This window comes from Bradyrhizobium sp. 87, assembly GCF_023073015.1.
In the GTDB taxonomy this organism is placed as follows: Bacteria; Pseudomonadota; Alphaproteobacteria; order Rhizobiales; family Xanthobacteraceae; genus Bradyrhizobium; species Bradyrhizobium canariense_D.
In genome coordinates, this window is record NZ_JADPIQ010000090.1 from 168,352 (window position 1) to 185,101 (window position 16,750).

The 16,750-nt window shown below is 64.4% G+C and carries 20 protein-coding genes and 2 pseudogenes; 13 read left to right on the plus strand and 9 right to left on the minus strand.

Annotated features, from left to right (window positions below; all coding sequences use genetic code 11):
* Positions 1–94: 94 nt before the first annotated feature.
* On the plus strand, positions 95–559 hold the full coding sequence (locus tag IVB50_RS23425) for a MarR family transcriptional regulator (RefSeq protein ID WP_018454538.1): 465 nt from the start codon (positions 95–97) through the stop codon (positions 557–559).
* Positions 560–738: 179 nt separating this feature from the next.
* Positions 739–1,167, plus strand: a complete 429-nt coding sequence (locus IVB50_RS23430) for a hypothetical protein (RefSeq protein ID WP_018454539.1) — start codon at positions 739–741, stop codon at positions 1,165–1,167.
* Positions 1,168–1,174: 7 nt separating this feature from the next.
* Here the strand turns inward: IVB50_RS23430 and IVB50_RS23435 are convergent, their stop codons facing one another.
* Positions 1,175–1,771 (minus strand): L,D-transpeptidase, encoded by a 597-nt coding sequence (locus tag IVB50_RS23435; RefSeq protein ID WP_198293348.1) that lies wholly within the window; start codon positions 1,769–1,771, stop codon positions 1,175–1,177.
* Positions 1,772–2,158: 387 nt separating this feature from the next.
* Here IVB50_RS23435 and IVB50_RS23440 point away from each other — a divergent pair, with 387 nt between their 5' ends.
* The 4 genes from IVB50_RS23440 (at position 2,159) to IVB50_RS23455 (ending at position 4,625) form a co-directional block, all read left to right on the plus strand.
* Positions 2,159–3,181, plus strand: coding sequence for a hypothetical protein (locus tag IVB50_RS23440; RefSeq protein ID WP_018454541.1), 1,023 nt, complete (start codon positions 2,159–2,161; stop codon positions 3,179–3,181).
* 371 nt (positions 3,182–3,552) lie between these two features.
* A complete protein-coding gene (locus IVB50_RS23445; RefSeq protein WP_007591727.1) occupies positions 3,553–3,783 on the plus strand; it encodes a hypothetical protein in 231 nt (76 codons plus the stop codon).
* A gap of 92 nt (positions 3,784–3,875) precedes the next feature.
* A complete protein-coding gene (locus IVB50_RS23450; RefSeq protein ID WP_018454542.1) occupies positions 3,876–4,265 on the plus strand; it encodes a hypothetical protein in 390 nt (129 codons plus the stop codon).
* Between the two features lie 108 nt (positions 4,266–4,373).
* Positions 4,374–4,625 carry a hypothetical protein gene (locus IVB50_RS23455; protein ID WP_018454543.1) on the plus strand — a complete coding sequence of 84 codons (252 nt, stop codon included), beginning with the start codon at positions 4,374–4,376 and terminating at the stop codon, positions 4,623–4,625.
* A gap of 13 nt (positions 4,626–4,638) precedes the next feature.
* Here IVB50_RS23455 and IVB50_RS23460 read toward each other — a convergent pair whose 3' ends face one another.
* The 5 genes and pseudogenes from IVB50_RS23460 to IVB50_RS42775 form a co-directional block, all read right to left on the minus strand.
* Positions 4,639–4,824: a hypothetical protein gene (locus tag IVB50_RS23460; protein WP_018454544.1), complete on the minus strand. Its 186-nt coding sequence runs from the start codon at positions 4,822–4,824 to the stop codon at positions 4,639–4,641.
* 176 nt (positions 4,825–5,000) lie between these two features.
* Positions 5,001–5,282, minus strand: a complete 282-nt coding sequence (gene minE, locus IVB50_RS23465; protein ID WP_007591739.1) for a cell division topological specificity factor MinE — start codon at positions 5,280–5,282, stop codon at positions 5,001–5,003.
* Positions 5,279–6,094 carry a septum site-determining protein MinD gene (gene minD, locus IVB50_RS23470; RefSeq protein ID WP_007591740.1) on the minus strand — a complete coding sequence of 272 codons (816 nt, stop codon included), beginning with the start codon at positions 6,092–6,094 and terminating at the stop codon, positions 5,279–5,281. Before minD ends, minE begins: the two co-directional genes overlap by 4 nt.
* A gap of 19 nt (positions 6,095–6,113) precedes the next feature.
* Entirely contained in the window at positions 6,114–6,812 is a 699-nt protein-coding gene (gene minC / locus IVB50_RS23475) for a septum site-determining protein MinC (protein ID WP_026232759.1), read from the minus strand.
* 273 nt (positions 6,813–7,085) lie between these two features.
* A pseudogene (locus IVB50_RS42775) lies at positions 7,086–8,101 on the minus strand (ABC transporter substrate-binding protein).
* A gap of 100 nt (positions 8,102–8,201) precedes the next feature.
* Between IVB50_RS42775 and IVB50_RS23490 the strand changes: the two are divergent.
* From IVB50_RS23490 to IVB50_RS23520, 6 genes and pseudogenes are all read left to right on the plus strand, one after another.
* On the plus strand, positions 8,202–8,849 hold the full coding sequence (locus IVB50_RS23490; protein ID WP_018454547.1) for a TetR/AcrR family transcriptional regulator: 648 nt from the start codon (positions 8,202–8,204) through the stop codon (positions 8,847–8,849).
* Positions 8,850–8,933: 84 nt separating this feature from the next.
* A pseudogene (locus tag IVB50_RS42780) lies at positions 8,934–9,648 on the plus strand (ABC transporter permease).
* Between the two features lie 18 nt (positions 9,649–9,666).
* Complete coding sequence (locus IVB50_RS23505) at positions 9,667–10,704, plus strand: NAD(P)-dependent oxidoreductase (RefSeq protein WP_018454549.1); 1,038 nt, start codon at positions 9,667–9,669, stop codon at positions 10,702–10,704.
* Entirely contained in the window at positions 10,691–11,512 is an 822-nt protein-coding gene (locus tag IVB50_RS23510) for a GNAT family N-acetyltransferase (protein ID WP_018454550.1), read from the plus strand. Before IVB50_RS23505 ends, IVB50_RS23510 begins: the two co-directional genes overlap by 14 nt.
* Before the next feature lie 6 nt (positions 11,513–11,518).
* Positions 11,519–12,574: a dihydrodipicolinate synthase family protein gene (locus tag IVB50_RS23515; protein ID WP_018454551.1), complete on the plus strand. Its 1,056-nt coding sequence runs from the start codon at positions 11,519–11,521 to the stop codon at positions 12,572–12,574.
* Positions 12,562–13,344: an ABC transporter ATP-binding protein gene (locus IVB50_RS23520; RefSeq protein WP_018454552.1), complete on the plus strand. Its 783-nt coding sequence runs from the start codon at positions 12,562–12,564 to the stop codon at positions 13,342–13,344. Before IVB50_RS23515 ends, IVB50_RS23520 begins: the two co-directional genes overlap by 13 nt.
* 155 nt (positions 13,345–13,499) lie before the next feature.
* Here IVB50_RS23520 and IVB50_RS23525 read toward each other — a convergent pair whose 3' ends face one another.
* From IVB50_RS23525 to IVB50_RS23535, 3 genes are all read right to left on the minus strand, one after another.
* On the minus strand, positions 13,500–14,591 hold the full coding sequence (locus IVB50_RS23525) for a substrate-binding domain-containing protein (RefSeq protein ID WP_018454553.1): 1,092 nt from the start codon (positions 14,589–14,591) through the stop codon (positions 13,500–13,502).
* 154 nt (positions 14,592–14,745) lie between these two features.
* Positions 14,746–15,003 (minus strand): hypothetical protein, encoded by a 258-nt coding sequence (locus IVB50_RS23530; RefSeq protein ID WP_007609546.1) that lies wholly within the window; start codon positions 15,001–15,003, stop codon positions 14,746–14,748.
* Between the two features lie 79 nt (positions 15,004–15,082).
* Positions 15,083–16,033 (minus strand): DUF2778 domain-containing protein, encoded by a 951-nt coding sequence (locus IVB50_RS23535; protein WP_018454554.1) that lies wholly within the window; start codon positions 16,031–16,033, stop codon positions 15,083–15,085.
* Between the two features lie 212 nt (positions 16,034–16,245).
* On the opposite strand from IVB50_RS23535, the gene IVB50_RS23540 reads away from it, so the two are divergent.
* Positions 16,246–16,686 carry a DUF1810 domain-containing protein gene (locus tag IVB50_RS23540; protein WP_018454555.1) on the plus strand — a complete coding sequence of 147 codons (441 nt, stop codon included), beginning with the start codon at positions 16,246–16,248 and terminating at the stop codon, positions 16,684–16,686.
* Positions 16,687–16,750 lie beyond the last annotated feature (64 nt).

Consider the following 16,750-nt stretch of genomic DNA (forward strand, 5'->3'; position numbering starts at 1 on the left):
TCTCCCGCCGATGTTCCGGTTGGATATTGATCTATGCTGACTATCAGTATACTTGTCAACGATCCCGGCCGTCCCGCCCCAACGGAGAAATTCGGTGAAAGACAACAACGACATGCCCGGACATCTGGCGCGCCGATTCCAGCAGATCGCGGTCGCGGTGTTTTTGGCCGAGGTCGGGGATGCCGGCTTCGACCTCACGCCGGTGCAATACGCCGCGCTCGCGACCATCAAGGCCAATCCGGGGCTCGACCAGGTGACGCTCGCAGGATTGATCGCCTACGACCGCACCACCATCACCGGCGTGATCGACCGGCTCGTGCAGAAGGGGCTCGCGGAGCGCCGCGCCTCGCGCCGCGACCGCCGTGCCCGCGAGCTCGAGATCACCGACGAAGGCCGCCGCACGCTGCGCAAGATCACGCCGGCCGTCGAATCCGCGCAACGCATCATGCTGCGTGGCCTCAGCGCGAAGGAAGGTGATGATCTGATGCGCCTCCTGCACAAGGCGATCGCCGCCGGCAACGAACTCAGCCGCGCCCCGCTGCGCGGAGTGCAGGCATAGAGCGTTTTCGAGCGAGGTGGATACCGCTTCGCGTCAAGAAAACGTGCCAAGACAGAAAGCCCCGTAATTCTACCCCTCATTGTCGCAGTATCGCGAAACCAGGAACTAACCTTCGGCTGTTACGGTCGACGGCATTCGGCGTTTAACGCGCGATTAACTTTGCCGGTCTGGAGTTTCGGATGTTCAGGTTCCTCATTGCGGCGGCGGCGATCGCGCTCTCGACCGCTCCGGCGCTCGCGAATGGCCATGGCGGCGGCGATGCCCCTCCGCCGCCGAAGCCCGCGACCTCACCGGCGAAAGTCATCCTGACCAAGCAGGGCCCCACACTCGTGGACCTCAACGGCATGACGCTCTACTATTACGAGCGCGATACCACCGGCAAGACGTCGAACTGCAACGGGAAATGCGTCGAGAGCTGGGTGCCGCTGCCCGCAACGGCCGATGCCAAAGCGGTCGGCGACTTCACCGTGATCAACCGTAACGACGGCAGCAAGATGTGGGCCTATCGCTATCGTCCGCTCTACACCTCGCCGGCCGACAAGGCGCCGGGCGAGGCCAATGGCAATGCCACGACGCTGCAATGGCGCGTCGCCCGTCCCGAGAACTAGGGCGACCTCACCCGCGCCAGCTGGGCCGCGCCTCGACTTGCGCGTTCTGTCCGGGCGGCAGCACCACGACCATTGAGTTGAGCTTCACCCGGTCATAGAGATCGATCACGTCCTCGTTGCGCATCCGGATGCATCCGGACGAGATCGCCTGCCCGATATATTCCGGCTGGTTGGTGCCGTGGATGCGGTAGAGCGTGTCCTTGTTGCCGGCATAGAGATAGATGCCCCGCGCGCCCAGCGGATTGGCGGGGCCTCCGGGCACCCGCGCCGGATAGGGCCCGAGCCGCGCCTGGATGTCCGCCGTCGGAACCCAATCCGGCCATTCCGCTAGACGACCGACCCGCGCGACTCCGGAGAACGCCATGGCTTCCTCGCCGACCGCGACGCCGTAGCGGATCGCCTTGCCTTCGGGCAGCACGAAATAGAGATAGCGCGCATCGGTATCGACCAGGATCGTGCCCGGCTGCTCCTTGCGCGGATAATCGACGATATGACGGAGATATTGCTCGGGCACGTTTGCTTGCGCGTAAGGCGTATGCGCCAGCAACTGCCGGTCGCGGGTCGTCATGCTCGCGTCCGTCGATGGCGAAAGCGTCGTCTGCATGCAGCCGCCCAACGGAAGCATGGCAAGGACGAGTAGAACGAATAAGGATCTTGGCACCGCCGGCCCCGATAGCGATAGCAGCGCCCCCAGCAACACCAGATGCTGCCAAAATCGTGCTGAAAACAAGGCATTGTGGAACAATTACGCGTGTTTTCTGAGGCGGGTTCCATCACCACAAACGGCGCAAGAGCGTCGCACAGTCTCCATCCCCTCGCCTTGCTTTGGTCAAACCCGGCTGGACTCGTGGGTCATGGTGCTTGGGCCTCATCGGATTTGGGGATTTGGATGGGCCCACCTCAACGGATCTGCTCGCGCCAATGCGAACGACCGATACCTCAATACTCAACACCTGGGGCTTCAAAACACCCAGGCTTCAAAGGAGCTGCGATGCTCGCGACGCTGAACTCTCGGCAAATCGTCGATGAGATCGTGAAGGACACGGTCACGAACAACGACCCGCACGACGCCGTGCAGATTTCGCCTGACATTTTGCTGGCCTCGCGCCCTCTCAGCGTTGCGCCCGCGCTCGCGCCTGAGATCACGACCCGTCCGGAACCCAAAATAGATCCGGCGTTCCTGCTGAAGCCCAGAATGAATCCGGAGCCGAAGTTCAGTCCCGTCGCGGAGCCGCAGCCGGCAGCGCCCTCGGTCGACACCGCCGTGCGCGTCGCGGCCAGTGATGGCCTCAGCCGGCAGAAGCGCTCTTCCGCCGGCAAGTGGCTGCGCGGTGCGTTCGTCACGATGCTGTTTGCGGGCGGAAGCGCAGCCGCCACTGTCGCCTGGGAGAAACATGGCGACACCGCAAGACAGATGCTCGCCGAATGGACCCCGGCTTTGGCGTCGCTGTTGCCTTCGACGTCGCAGACGGCACCGGTCGCCGCCGCGCAGGCCGCGTCGCCTGCGGACCAGCCCGCAACTGATCAAGTCGCAACGGATCAAGCGGCCGACCAATCGGCGGCTCCGCCTGCAACCCAGGTTGCAGCAGCAGTGCCCCCGGCAACACAACCCGATCCTGTACAATCGGTGCAGTCGATGACGCGCGATCTCACCGCGATGGCGCAACAGATCGAGCAGCTCAAGGCCAACATCGCCGAGTTGAAGGCCGGGCAGGAGCAGATGGCACGCGAGATGGCGAAGCCGCCCGCGCCGAAGCCGGTGGCCGATACGAAGCCGCGCGTCGATCCGCGCGCGCAAATGTCCGCGCTACCGCCGCGGCCCGCGGCGCCGCCGGTTCGCAAACCGAAGCCGGTCGTGTCGCACACCTACATGCCGGCTTATTCGCCGGCGCCGCTCGCTCCGCCGCCGCCGGCCTCGCAGGCTGCCGCAGCCCCACCGCCCGCTGCCATGACGACGCAAGCCGTTGCCGACGACGACGGACCTGTCGTACGCCCGCCAATGCCGCTGCGCTGAACCATCGTCACGCGACGACGCGTCGCACCAGCGATGCTGTCAGAGTCGATGTGATGCGTTGAATCCGGATGACTACGGGAAGCGAGCTTCGATCGTTTTCCATCAAGAGAAAAGGCCGTCGGGATCTATGCCGGCGGCCTTCTCTTGCAGCTGCCGGTTCCCGGAGCCCGGTTCTGCTGCAATTCCATGCCTCATGATCACGCCGACATATTTAATAAAATCTTAACACGCTTGAATGCTGCACATCATTTCTGCGCATAAGCAGAGAGATTGCGCGCGCCGTTCATTCGATAAACATCGACTCAGTGGTACCATCGGTCATGTGTTGAAACGTCCACCCGAAGCTCAATTCGTCACACCGGGGAATTCGGATGCCTTACTATTCCTTCGATCTCGTGGTTGGTGAAGAGTTCAAGAACCAGGGCGGTATCATCCTCGAAGACATCGAGGTCGCCTCCGATCGCGCCGTTCAACTGGCCACCGAGCTGTCGCAGGTGAAGCCCGAGCTGCAAAGCAAGGGTTGCGCTGTGCGCGTCACCGACCGCGATCACAAAGAGGTCTATCGCACGCCGCTCGATCCGGTGCCGGCCTGGCGGCGCTAACCCGCCGGCCGGCTTCGCGGGCGCACGCTATCCCCATTGCGGAGCGGCGCGGCAGCCGCTAGCCTTCCCGAAAATTCGGGGAGGTACCAAGGATGCGCACTGGTTTTCTGATGACGGCCCTGTTGCTGCTGGCCGCGTCCGCCCAAGCGGCCGACCATCCACGCTCGACCTATGTCACGTTGGTCTTGCAGGCCTTCGCCGCCAAGGTCGAATGTCCGGGCACCGATATCGCCTACCAGGATCTGGTGCAGAAGGCGGAGCAGATGCAGCTGCCCGAAGGCACCACCGAGAAGGTCCGCAAGGCGATCGCCTGGATGCACACGGGTGGCAAGATGGGCGAGAAGCAGGACGACGATCTGATGGCCGAGGTCGCGGTGGCCACCCAGGCGACCGACCTCAACCAACGCCGCCTCGGCATGCCCAACTGGTGCGAGGCCCAGAAGACCAACCTCGCCGGCCTGATCCGCAGCAAGGGCGGCTAGCGTGATCGTGCGGCGTTAAGCACGCCGCGCCGGAATTTTTGCTTCGGCCAATAATCGTCACATTTCTCGCCAGCATGCGGCTCTTTCGAACTCGAACAGGGGAGCTCCATGCGGATCAACCATGTCCTTCTCGCGGTCGCGTTTGCCGTCGCACCGATGCTGACTGCGCCCGTGCTGGCGAAGAATTCCAATGCCCAGAAGGGCGAGGACAAATCGACCTCGTCTTCGTCGTGTAGCGCTTATCAGCAGGCGCCGGATGGCTCGTGGGAGCCGCTCCCCTGCAAGGAGACGGGCGAGCGCTCCCAGCCGCAGACACAGAATCGCACCTCGCCGCAGGGCGCTGACCGCGGGGAGCGTTGAACGCGGGGGAGTGTCAGCTCTGGTGCGGACCGCGGATGATCTTCATCGCGTCCGCGATGTGACGCCACTCTTTGGCCTCGTCGGCCTCGCCGCGGCCCTCACAAGCCCTGGCCTGTTCGGCGGCCTTCGCGATCGCAGCAAAACCATGCTGTTCCAGCATCTGGCGCGCGACGGTGTGGACCTGGACCTCGGTCATCATGGGCGTTCTCCCGTTTGACGAAACCGCGGTGCATCGCGCCGCCGCGGGTTGTTCACAACGATTGAGCCCCGGACCTCGTTCCGTAGCGTTCACGTCAGCAAGCAAAAGGCGGCCCGCTATGCCCAGCGGACCGCCTTTTCACCAACCCCAAATTTGAAGCGTCGCGGCCGAGGTCCCTAGCCGGCCGCCGCGCGCTTGCGCTCGAAATCGTTGGGCACCTCGATATCGACCTCGAGGGTCGAGACCTCGTCGCCGCGATCGAGCCGGACGATGACCTTGGTCGGGTCCAGCGTGACGTGCCTGGAGACGACCGCGAGAATTTCCTCACGCAGCACACCGAGCAGATCGGGCTGGCCGCGCAGTCCGCGTTCATGGGCAAGCAGGATCTGCAACCGTTCGCGCGCGACGGGTGCAGAGGCCTTGTTGCCGCGGAGAAGCCGAAGCAGACCCATGCTCATGCGGCCCTCCGTCGCAGCAGGCGGTCCATGAAGCCCTTGCGCTCGGTCGGCACCTGCATGGGCACGGTGTCGCCGCACAGCCGTCGGGCCGCGTCGATATAGGCCCGCGCCGGTGCGCCTTCCGCGTTCGACAGCGTCACGGGCGTGCCGACGTTGGAGGCGCGCAGCACGTCCTGGCTCTCCGGGATGATGCCGAGCAGGGGCGTTGCAAGAATTTCGAGGATGTCCTCGATGGTCAGCATCTCGCCGCGCGCGGCGCGCGAGGGATCATAGCGGGTGATGAGAATGTGCTTCTCGACCCGCTCGCCCTTCTCGGCCCGCACCGTCTTGGAATCGAGCATGCCGATGATGCGATCGGAATCGCGCACCGAGGAGACTTCGGGATTGGTGACGATCACGGCTTCGTCGGCAAAGCGCATCGCCATGGAGGCGCCGCGCTCGATGCCGGCCGGACTGTCGCAGATCACCCAGTCGAAACGGCTGCGCAGATCGTCGATGACCTTGCCCACGCCCTCTTCGGTCAGCGCGTCCTTGTCGCGGGTTTGCGAGGCCGGCAGCAGCCAGAGGTTCTCCAGCCGCTTGTCCTTGATCAGGGCCTGCGGCAGCTTTGCGACGCCCTGCACCACGTTGATGAGGTCGAACACGACGCGGCGTTCGGCGCCCATCACGAGGTCGAGGTTGCGCAAGCCGACGTCGAAATCGACGACGACGACCTTTTCGCCGCGCTGCGCGAGCGCAGCCCCCAGTGCGGCGGTCGTCGTGGTCTTTCCGACGCCCCCCTTGCCTGACGTCACGACCAGTACCTTGGCCATCTCTCAAATCTCCTTCTGGTCAGTTCAGCGCAGTAATTCGCATGGTGTTGCCCTGCAGCCAGGCCTGGGCCGGCTTGCCGCGCAGGGCCGCGTCGATATCGTCGGCGGTCTGGTAAAAACCATCGATTGCAAGCAGTTCGGCCTCGATCTTCTGACAATAGATGCGCGCGCTCGTGTGACCGTTCACGCCCGCCATGGCGCGACCGCGTAGCGCGCCGTAAATGTGAATGGAGCCGCCGGCAACGACCTCGGCGCCGGAGCCGACAGAGCCCAAAATGGTGACGTCACCCTCGGGGAAGATCACGGTCTGGCCCGACCGCACGGGGCTTTCGAGCAGCAGCGAGGTCGGCTTGGTCTCGACCTTTGCCTCGACCTTCTTGGGCGCACTCGGCTCGACCACGCAGCTGCGCCCGCCCGAAAGCAGCGGCGGCATCATGGGGTTCAACCGGCCCTCCTCCACGCCCTCGATCCCGAGCACGCGGATGTTGCGGTCCTGAAGGCTGGTGAGCAGATGGCCGATGCCGGACTGGCTGAGATCGACCGAGGACAGGTCGATCACCACGGGGCGGCCGGCGAAGAAGCCCGGCGAGCGCGCGATGGTGGTGTCGATCTCCTGCAGCCAGTCCTGGATGGGAACCGTCGGCACGAAGACGAAGGCCACATAGGAGCGCCCGCGCAGGCGAACCATTTGGCGTTGAGGTTTTACTGCAGCCTCCATAGCGGCCGACTCGTCCCCTGTTATTGAATGGTTAACGATGCCGCCGATATGGTTAATGGCCGGTTAATTTCTCCGTGGGGTTACGTGGCATGGAAGCGCACCAAGGGCGTTGAGCAGGCGCTCTCGCCCCGCACAACGGTCATCGCCCGCGAAGGCGGGCGATCCAGTACTCCGAGACGGTTGCGGGTCAGCCGAAAGGCTGCGGCGTACTGGATGCCCCGGTCAAGCCGGGGCATGACAGCGGAATGTGGGGCCGGCGCGGCGACCAGCCCCCTACTTCTTCACCTTGCTCGCATCCATCTTGATGGCGGGGTCCAGCATCTTGGTCGTGAACGCCGTCGTGACGTCGAACGGCTTCTCCATGCCGAGATAGGTCTGGACCAGATCGTAGTCCTTCTTCATCCGCTCGCCGTCGATCCAGCCGAGTGCCTTCGTCGTCGTGAATTCGTCCGTCATCAGGGACTTGATGCGCTCCCACTGGCGCTCCTGGTTCTCCTTGTCGAGACCGGAGACCTGATCGAGCAGCGCCTTCAGGCAGGGCGCGGCGTCGGCGACGCAGGTCGCGAAGGCCTTTTGCGTGACCCGCACGAACGCCTCGACCAGCTTCGGGTTCTTCTGCAGATAGCCGCCGTTGACGATCAGCGAATTGCCTAAGGGTTGAGCCCGATGTCCTTCCAATTGACGTAGCCGAGATCGCTTCCGAACTCGATCACCTTCAAATCGTGCTCGTTGTAGAAGTCGCTGATGATGTCGACCGTATGGCTCTTGAGCGCGGCGATCTTCGCCGTCGGCCCGACATTGACGAAGCCGACGGAGTCGGGCGCAAGCCCTGCAGCCTTGGCGAAGGCCGGCCACATCACACGCGAGGCGTCCCCGGGCGGATTGCCGATCTTGTGGCCGGCAAAATCCTTCACCCCGTTCACGCCGTAGCTCTTCAACCAGTAGAAGGTCTGGCCGGTGTTGGCGTAGACGCTCATCACGGCAACAGCGTCAGCCCCCTTGCTCTTCGCCACCAGCATGGTGGCGAGATCGGCGACGCCGAAGGGCGAGCCGCCGGAGCCGACCTTGGCGGCGGAGACGCCGGAGCCCTTGCCGACCTCGATGGTCAGATCGATGCCCGCTTTCTCGTACCAGCCTTGCGCCTTGGCGTAATAATAGGGCGAGTGATCGGCCGTCGGCGCCCAGTTCAGAATCAGATTGACCGCCTCGCCCGCGTTCGCGGGCACGACTGGTGATCCGAGCATCAGGGCCACCGCCAGGGCCGAGCCCGCCGCCTGCAAACGCTTCATCGCATCTCTCCTCGTTGCCCGCGACCGGCTTGTCGCTCTCCCCCCGTGAGGATACCAATGCAACAAGGCCGCCCTCAACTTGTCAACTGTTTGGTTGGAAATGCCCGCAAAACGTTCAGGCGACACCGTGCCGCAGCGGCGCGACCCGGTCGCCACACGCAAGAAGCTGCTCACCGCGGCGCGCGAGGAGTTCGCCCGGCACGGGTTTGCCGGCGCCCGCGTCGACGAGATCGCAGAGCGCGCCGGTGTCAACAAGCAGCTCGTCTACCACTATTTCGGCGACAAGGACGCGCTCTATCTCGCCGTGCTCGAATGGGTTTACGCCGATATCCGCGAGCAGGAACGTCAGCTCAATCTCGAAGGCCTGCCGCCGGGAAAGGCGATCCGGAAACTGATCGAGGCCTCGTTCGATTACCTCGCGACGAACCCCGATTTCATCGTGCTTCTGAACGACGAGAACCGCGGCGGTGCCCGCCACGTCCGCGGCTCGACGCGGCTGGAGGCGATGCATTCGCCGCTGGTGAAGAGCGTGTCCCACATCCTTCACGAAGGCGTCCGCGCCGGCATGTTCCGCAAGGGGATCGACCCGATCCAGCTCTATATCTCCATCGCGGGCCTCAGCTATTTCTATCTCTCCAACACGCCGACGCTGTCGGCGATCTTCGGCAAGGACCTGTCGAGCCGGGCCGCGCGCCGCGCCCGCCGCCGGCACGTCGCCGATCTCGTGCTGCATTCGCTCCGGCCATAATCAACCAACTGGTTGAAACTTCCCTCCGGGACGGCTAGGCTTGCGACCAGCGGCAAGGTGGCCGCTGACAGCAGGGGGTAACCGGTGACAGGAGACGGCGCCCGCAATACGCGCAGCTTTGCGATCGTCCTAATCGTGCACTTCGCCGTGCTGGTGCTCTGGCAGGTGCTGGTCGATGCCTTCCACGTCCCGAAGTTCATCCTGCCCTCGCCGCTCGCGACAATCCAGACGCTGGGAACCGCGAGCTACGCCTGGGGCGCCAACACGCTGGTGACGGCGATCGAGATCCTCGGCGGCTTTGCGCTCGGCGCCTTCGCTGCCGCTGTTCGTGACGCTGAACATGATCCCGAAGGTCGCGCTTGGTCCGCTCCTCATCGTCTGGTTCTCCTACGGCATCGTGCCGAACATCCTGATCGCCTTCAGCATCTGCTTCTTCCCGATCCTGCTCACCACCGCGCGGGGCTTGCGCGAGGTCGAGCCGGATCTGCTCGACCTCGTCAAATCGCTGCGCGGCTCGCGCTGGACGCTGTTCCGCAAGATCCAGCTGCCGGGATCGCTGCCTTACATCTTCTCCGGAATGAAGGTCGGCGCCATCCTCGCGGTCGCCGGCGCCATAGTCGGCGAGTTCATCGCCTCCGAGCGCGGGCTCGGCTACCTCATGATCCAGGTGCAGTCGTCGCTCGACACGCCCGCGATGGTGATGGCCGTCGTGCTGCTCACCCTGCTCGGCGTCGCGCTTTACGGCTTCGTGCTCGTCCTCGAACGCATCTTCGTCGTCGGCGACGCAAGACAAACTTGAAGATCAAGGACCAAAACCATGCTCCTCACCCGCCACAACCTGCCGAAGACCATCCCTGATATCGCTGCGCTCGACGATCTCCTGTGCCGGCCGACCCAGGCATTGATCGACGACCTCGCCCGGGTCGACGGCGACATCATGATCCTCGGCGTCGCCGGCAAGATGGGGCCGACGCTTGCGGGGCTTGCCAAGGCCGCAGCGCCCGATCGCCGTGTCATCGGCGTCGCCCGCTTCAGCGACGCCGGCGTCAAGGACTGGCTGCACGCGCGTGGCGTCGAGACTATCAATTGCGACCTAATGGACGAGACCGCGATTCAGGCGCTGCCGAAGGCGCCCAACATTGTCTTCATGGCCGGCCGCAAATTCGGCGCTGAGGGCGATCTCTCGCTGACCTGGGCGATGAATGCGCACGTGCCGGCACTGATCGCGCAGGCCTTCCCCTCGTCGCGGATCGTGGCGTTCTCGACCGGCTGCATCTATCCGTTCGTCCCCGTCGACGGCAAAGGATCGGGCGAGGACATGGCGCCGAACCCGCCCGGCGAGTACGCCCAGTCCTGCGTGGGCCGCGAGCGCATGTTCGAGTATTTTTCGCGCAAGTTCGGAACGCCCGGGCGGCTATTCCGCCTCAACTACGCGATCGACATGCGCTATGGCGTGCTGCACGACATCGCCTTGAAAGTGCTCACGGGCACGCCGATCGACCTCAGCATCGGTCATGTCAATTTCATCTGGCAGGGCGATGCCTCATCGCAGGCGCTGCGCTGCCTCGCGCATTGCACAGCGCCGACCTCGCCGATCAATGTCAGCGGCCACGAGATTTTGGCGGTGCGCGACCTCGCAGCAAGATTCGGCGCCAGGTTCGGCCGTATGCCGGTGCTGACAGGAAACGAAGAGCCGACCGCGTGGCTGACCGACACGTCCAAGGCAGTCGAGCTTTTCGGCCTGCCGGTCGTCGACACCGAGCAGCTGATCGCCTGGACGGCGGATTGGGTGTCGCGCGCCATGCCGAGCCTCGGCAAGCCCACCAAATACGAGGTGCGCGATGGACGCTACTGACGATCCGCGCATCATCCAGCTTGGCGTCGAGGATGCTGCGGCGGGCCTCGCGCTCTCGACAGAGGCGCACTGGAACCAGAATGAAGACGACTGGCGGTTTTTCTTGAGCGACGGCGTCGCGTTCGGCATCCGTGATGGCGCGCAACTGGTCGCGACCGCAGCACTCCTGCCCTACCCCGGCGACAACGCCTGGATCAGCATGGTGCTGGTGACGGCAAGCCATCGCCGACGCGGTCTCGCCACGCGGCTCGTCGACGCCTGCCTGGCGATGGCGCGCGAACGCGGCCTGACGAGCTGGCTCGACGCAACCCCGGACGGTGCTGCCGTCTATGGGCCGCTCGGGTTCACGCCGACCCTGCAATTGCGCCGGCTCAAGCTGGTGAAATCGGCATCCGCGTCCGGGCAGGCACCTTCGTCCGCGACGCTCGACGCGCTCCGCGCGCGCGACCGGCGCGCCACGGGCCTCGATCGAACCGCCCTGCTCTCCAACTTCGCGCAGCGTTCCGGCTCGCGCATCGTCGCCGCGAACGGCGCCATCGCGCTGGTTCGCGACGGACGTACCGCGCGCCATATCGGCCCGCTGCTTGCCGACGACGCGGCAGCCGCGCTGACCCTGGTCGATGCCATCGCGCGATCGGAGACCGGACCGCTGCTGCTCGATGCCGTCGCGTCGCAAGCCGCGTTCCCTGAAGGATTGACCGCATCCGGCTGGATCATCGAGCGCCCGTTCCAGCGCATGCGGTTCGGCCCCGCTAAGACCGCGGGTGAAGACATGCCATTCGCCGTCGCCGGCCCTGAATTCGGATAGGACATCATGCACCACAGCCAGATCAACAGCGAGATCCGCAAGCTGATCGCCGACGGCACCGTGCTGCCGGCGCATCCCCTCGCGCTCACCGCCGAACGCCAGCTCGACAAAAAGCATCAGCGCGCGCTGACGCGCTATTACATCGAAGCCGGCTCCGGCGGCCTTGCGGTCGGCGTGCACACCACGCAGTTCGCGATCCGTGACGTCGGCCTCTATCGTCCCGTGCTGGAGCTCGCCGCCGAGACGGCGGCGAACTGGACCAAGCGTCCGCTGGCGCTGGTCGCGGGCATCGCCGGTCCGACTAGGCAGGCCACCGCTGAAGCCCGCACCGCGCGCGACATCGGCTATCACGCAGGGCTCCTCAGTCTCGCTGCGATGAAGAGGGCGTCGGAGGACGAGATCATCGCGCATTGCGCAGCGGTCGCAGCCGAAATTCCGCTGGTCGGCTTCTATCTTCAGCCGGCGGTCGGCGGCGTGGTCCTGTCGAGCCGGTTCTGGCAGCGCTTTGCCTCGATCGACAATGTCATCGCGATCAAGATCGCGCCGTTCAACCGCTACCGGACCCTTGATGTTTTGCGCGGCGTCGCAGCAGCCGGCGCGCTCGACCGCGTTGCGCTCTATACCGGCAATGATGACCACATCCTGCTCGATTTGATGCTGCCGTTCGACCTCCGCGACAACGGCGTCACCACGCGCACTTATTTCAAAGGCGGCCTGCTCGGCCACTGGTCGGTGTGGACGGCGAGCGCGATCAAACAGTTCGAGCGCTGCAAAGCGGCACGGCACAAGGACAGCGTGCCGGCCGATTTGCTCGCGCTCGATGCCCGCGTCACCGATTGCAACAGCGCCTTCTTCGACGTCGCCAACGATTTTCACGGCTGCATCGCCGGCTGCCATGAGGTGCTGCGACGGCAGGGCCTGATGCAGGGCCTGTGGTGCCTCGATCCGAACGAGGGCCTGAGCCCCGGCCAGAAGGACGAGATCGAGCGCGTGTACCGCGAGCATTCCGACCTCAGCGACGACGCGTTCGTGGCCGCAAACTTGGATAAATGGCTGGCATGAGCTCAAGCCCCTTCATCAGCCTGCACGGCGTCCGCAAGGTCTATCGCAGCGGCGGCGCCGAATTCCTCGCGGTGTCCGACGTCACCATGGACGTGCAGGAGGGTGAGCTGGTCTCGCTGGTCGGCCCGTCCGGCTGCGGCAAGACCACCGTGATGAAGATTTTGGCCGGCTTGCACGACGCCGACGGCGGCACGGTGAAGATCGGCAACGCCAAAAGCCCGTTCGATCCGACCCGCGACATTGGCATGGTGTTCCAGCAGGCGTTGCTGCTGAAATGGCGGACCATCCTGGACAACGTGCTGCTGCCGGCAGAGATCGTCGGTCTTCCGATGAAGGCCGCGCGCGAGCGGGCGCGCGATCTGCTCAATCTGGTGGGTCTTGCCGGCTACGAGCAGAAATATCCGCGCGAGCTGTCCGGCGGCATGCAGCAGCGCACCGCCATCGCGCGCGCCTTCATTCACGACCCGAAACTGATCCTGATGGACGAGCCGTTCGGCGCGCTCGACGCCTTGACGCGCGAGCAGATGAATCTGGAGATGCTGCGGATCTGGCGCGAGAGCGGCAAGACCATCATCTTCATCACGCACTCGATCCAGGAGGCCGTGTTCCTGTCCTCGCACTGCGCCGTGCTGACGGCCGGACCTGCGAAGATGGCCGATTATTTCCCCATCGACCTGCCCTTCCCACGGGCTCTGCCGCTGAAAACGACGGACGCGTTCGGCGCCTATGCGCGGCGGATTTACGAGAAGCTGGGTTTGGGCGCGGCTTAATTCACCGCACGATAGATGCTGTAGGGTGGGCAAAGCGACTTGTCCGCCGTAGCTCGAAGAGCGAAGGAGGAAGCGTGCCCACCATGGCGAGGCAAGCAAGCAGTGGTGGGCACGGCGCAAGTGCGCCTTTGCCCACCCTACGGGAGTTTGCGCGATCAAGCCTTGTTGCGCATCTTGCCGAGCAGATAATTGTCGTAAAAATTCTCCGCGATCTGCGTGTAGAACAGCAGCTCCTTCATATAGGCGTCGTGGCTTTCCTTGGTGCGCTTGAACAGGTCGCTCTTGATGGCGAGCTCGTTCAGATGGTCCTGGGTCGCGGTGTAGCAGGCCTCCAGCACCGGCTGCGGAAACGCCTTCAGCTCCGCGCCGTTGGCGATCAGCCGCTTCAGCGCCGCCGGATTCACGCTGTCGTATTTCTCGAGCATCCAGGCGCCCGCGGCCGACGCGGCCTGGTTGACGATCGCCTGGTACTGCTTCGGCAGCGACGCCCACTTCTCGTCGTTGACGATCATGTGCAGCATGGCGCCGCCTTCCCACCAGCCGGGGAAGTAGTAATATTTGGCGACCTTCTGGAAGCCGAGCTTCTCGTCGTCATAGGGGCCGACGAATTCGACTGCGTCGATCGTGCCCTTCTCCAGCGCCGGATAGATGTCGCCGCCCGCGATCTGCTGCGGGACCACGCCGAGCCGCGCCAGCACATGACCACCCATCCCGGCGATGCGGAATTTCAGGCCCTTGAGATCGTCGACGGTCTTGATCTCCTTGCGGAACCAGCCGCCCATCTGGGTGCCGGAATTGCCGCAGAGGATGGCATGCGCCTTGAACGGCTTCAGCGCCTCATTGGTGAGGTCGGCGCCGCCGCCGAAATGCCACCAGGATTCCTGATGGCGATGGTTCATGCCGAACGGCGCGCCGGTGGCATAGGCCAGCGCCGGCTCCTTGCCGATGTAGAAATAGAGCGGGGTCTGCGCCATGTCGACAGAAGCGGTGCTGACCGCATCGAGCGCCTGCAGGCCGGGAACGAGCTCGCCGGCCGCGAAGGTCTGGATCTGGAATTTGTTGTCGGTGGCCTCGGCAACATATTTCGCAAAAGTCTGAGCGGTGCCGTAGATAGTGTCCAGCGACTTCGGGAAGCTCGAGGTCAGGCGCCATTTGATCTCGGGCGCGCTTTGCGCGATCGCAGGTGCGGCAACCAGCGTCGTCGCGCCGGCAACCGCGCCGCCCTTGAGGAATGTACGGCGTTTCATGATGGTCTCTCCCTGAACTATGTTTCAACGTATCGGCTTGAGCGCGATCTTCGCAGACCATGGCCTGTTGCTATAGCGGAGTTCAACTAGTGAGCGGTAGCCCGGATGGAGCGCGGCGCAATCCGGGAATCTTCCCAAATTTCCCGTGTCGCTCTCAGAGCAGCTTGGCGCTCACAAACAGCGCGCGCACGGCGTTGGTCGCCTGCACCACGAGCATGGCGTTCTCGGCGGCGCCTTCGAGCGCCGCGACCGCGTCTTCATGCAGCGAGCGGAATTCCATCCACTCGACCGATTTGAAATTGGTGAGGAATTGATAGGCCTGGCCGACGGTCGCGATCGCCAGCGTGTCGCCGTTCAGCTTGATCTTGAACGTCGTGCGCAGCGGGGTCTCGGAACTTTGCGGATCACTCATGGGCTGCTTCTGGACGATGACGGCTTAACGAAAGGAAAACGGCAGCCCCGCCGTAGCAGGCCAATATCCGGAGCAGATATCAGGACTCGGTGCTCGCGCGCTGCGAGGCGGTCGCCGATGGGGTCAGCCTCGGCACCACGACCAGACGGTTGAACTCACCGTTGTCGTAGGCTTTCATGAATCGATCATAGTCCTTGATCGAAACGCAGCCGTTGGAGTCGCCACGAGGCCCGAGCATGTAATTGTGGGTGAGCAGGCCGACGCGGCCGAGCGCGCTGGTGCCCTCGGTGGGCGTCAAGCGCAGTGCGCGGACGCCGTGAAACAGTTTTTCGCGCGGCTTCAGGTCGTAGGTCGCAGGCGGGGTCGCGCCAACCATGCGCTGGTCGACGTGCTCCGGGTCGTCCATCAGCGCGCCCATGCCGGAATGCGCTTCCAGCGCGATGCCGCTCGGCAGGTAAAGCGCCTTGGCCGAGATGTCGTAGACCGCGGTGCGCGAATCGTAGCCAAGCGCGGCGAGATCCGGCGCCTTGCCGAACAGGCCGCTGTCGGGCGTCAGCGAGGCCAGCCTGATCTTGTCGGTGAATTTTTCGAAGAAATTGCGGTTGTCGACACGGGGGTTGGTCTCGGCATAAGCCTGGCTTGAGGCAATCTGGGCGGAGATGTCCGCCTGGGGCGGGCGCGAGCGCGGCATCGGGATGGCGTCAGCACGCTGCGATTGTCTCGTCTCCTCGGACATATGCCGGTCGTCATCGGTCAGGGTCGAGCGCCAGTCGTCGGCCTGGAGCTTCTGGGCGAGCATCGCCTTGGCATCGCGCAATTTGAGCTGGACTGCATTGACCGCGGAGCGCTCCAGCGTTCGCAGGCCGAGCTCGCGGGCGGGCGGACTGCTGGAAGCCGAAGCGAATCGATCATCGAACGAAGGCGCATTGGCCGGCGGCAGTGCGGCGGTGACCAGCGAGGCCGAACCGCCGATATCCGCGACCCAGGCGGCAGCGCCCAGTGCCAGCGCGACGGCGGCCAGAGACAGCAATATCGTCTCGGCTCGCCCAATACGGCGGCGCGACAATAGCCCCTCGGCTCGTGCCCGGTCGGAAACCATCAGATCCCCAAAATCGACCCCCGAGGGGACCCACCCCCACCCGGAGATTCTCTACCAGCTACCACATTGGGAGCCAAAAGTTAGGCATAATCGCGGCCGGCAAGGGCCCCGGCAAGCCATTCCAGGGTATCCCAAGGTATCTTATGACCGATCCGTTCGATCTAGAGCGCTTTGTCCGGGCCCAGGACCCGGTCTATGGCGACGTCCAGGGGGAGCTGACCCGGGGCCGAAAGCAGAGCCACTGGATGTGGTTCGTCTTCCCGCAGGTCGCCGGTCTCGGCTTCAGCGCCATGTCCCAGCGCTACGCCATCACCTCCCGCGCCGAGGCCCAGGCCTATCTCGCCCACCCCATCCTCGGTCCGCGCCTGATCGAATGCACGCGGCTCGTGCTCGCCGTCGAGGGCCGGACCATCAACGCCATCCTCGGCGCGCCCGATGATGCCAAATTCCGCTCGTCGATGACGCTGTTCGACGCGGTGTCCGATGAGCCCGTTTTCGACGAGGCGCTCGCCCGGTATTTTTCGGACAAGCGCGATCAGGCAACGCTCGATATCCTCGCGGCCCTTGACCGACAGCCCAAGTGACCGCAGCCACCAGCGTAAACCCGGGATTAACATCGCCTGCCTATTGTCCGTGCAAATAATTTCC

Bases quoted from the DNA above. Each gene is read 5' to 3' on its own strand.
- IVB50_RS23505 (WP_018454549.1), top strand. From the start codon at position 9,667: ATGCTCCTCACCCGCCACAACCTGCCGAAGACCATCCCTGATATCGCT.
- minD (WP_007591740.1), bottom strand. From the start codon at position 6,094: ATGGCCAAGGTACTGGTCGTGACGTCAGGCAAGGGGGGCGTCGGAAAG.
- IVB50_RS23510 (WP_018454550.1), top strand. From the start codon at position 10,691: ATGGACGCTACTGACGATCCGCGCATCATCCAGCTTGGCGTCGAGGAT.
- IVB50_RS23540 (WP_018454555.1), top strand. From the start codon at position 16,246: ATGACCGATCCGTTCGATCTAGAGCGCTTTGTCCGGGCCCAGGACCCG.
- IVB50_RS23515 (WP_018454551.1), top strand. From the start codon at position 11,519: ATGCACCACAGCCAGATCAACAGCGAGATCCGCAAGCTGATCGCCGAC.
- IVB50_RS23435 (WP_198293348.1), bottom strand. From the start codon at position 1,771: ATGCAGACGACGCTTTCGCCATCGACGGACGCGAGCATGACGACCCGC.
- IVB50_RS23460 (WP_018454544.1), bottom strand. From the start codon at position 4,824: ATGATGACCGAGGTCCAGGTCCACACCGTCGCGCGCCAGATGCTGGAA.
- IVB50_RS23455 (WP_018454543.1), top strand. From the start codon at position 4,374: ATGCGGATCAACCATGTCCTTCTCGCGGTCGCGTTTGCCGTCGCACCG.
- IVB50_RS23440 (WP_018454541.1), top strand. From the start codon at position 2,159: ATGCTCGCGACGCTGAACTCTCGGCAAATCGTCGATGAGATCGTGAAG.
- IVB50_RS23430 (WP_018454539.1), top strand. From the start codon at position 739: ATGTTCAGGTTCCTCATTGCGGCGGCGGCGATCGCGCTCTCGACCGCT.
- IVB50_RS23530 (WP_007609546.1), bottom strand. From the start codon at position 15,003: ATGAGTGATCCGCAAAGTTCCGAGACCCCGCTGCGCACGACGTTCAAG.
- IVB50_RS23450 (WP_018454542.1), top strand. From the start codon at position 3,876: ATGCGCACTGGTTTTCTGATGACGGCCCTGTTGCTGCTGGCCGCGTCC.
- IVB50_RS23490 (WP_018454547.1), top strand. From the start codon at position 8,202: ATGCCCGCAAAACGTTCAGGCGACACCGTGCCGCAGCGGCGCGACCCG.
- IVB50_RS23520 (WP_018454552.1), top strand. From the start codon at position 12,562: ATGGCTGGCATGAGCTCAAGCCCCTTCATCAGCCTGCACGGCGTCCGC.
- IVB50_RS23525 (WP_018454553.1), bottom strand. From the start codon at position 14,591: ATGAAACGCCGTACATTCCTCAAGGGCGGCGCGGTTGCCGGCGCGACG.
- minC (WP_026232759.1), bottom strand. From the start codon at position 6,812: ATGGAGGCTGCAGTAAAACCTCAACGCCAAATGGTTCGCCTGCGCGGG.
- IVB50_RS23445 (WP_007591727.1), top strand. From the start codon at position 3,553: ATGCCTTACTATTCCTTCGATCTCGTGGTTGGTGAAGAGTTCAAGAAC.
- minE (WP_007591739.1), bottom strand. From the start codon at position 5,282: ATGAGCATGGGTCTGCTTCGGCTTCTCCGCGGCAACAAGGCCTCTGCA.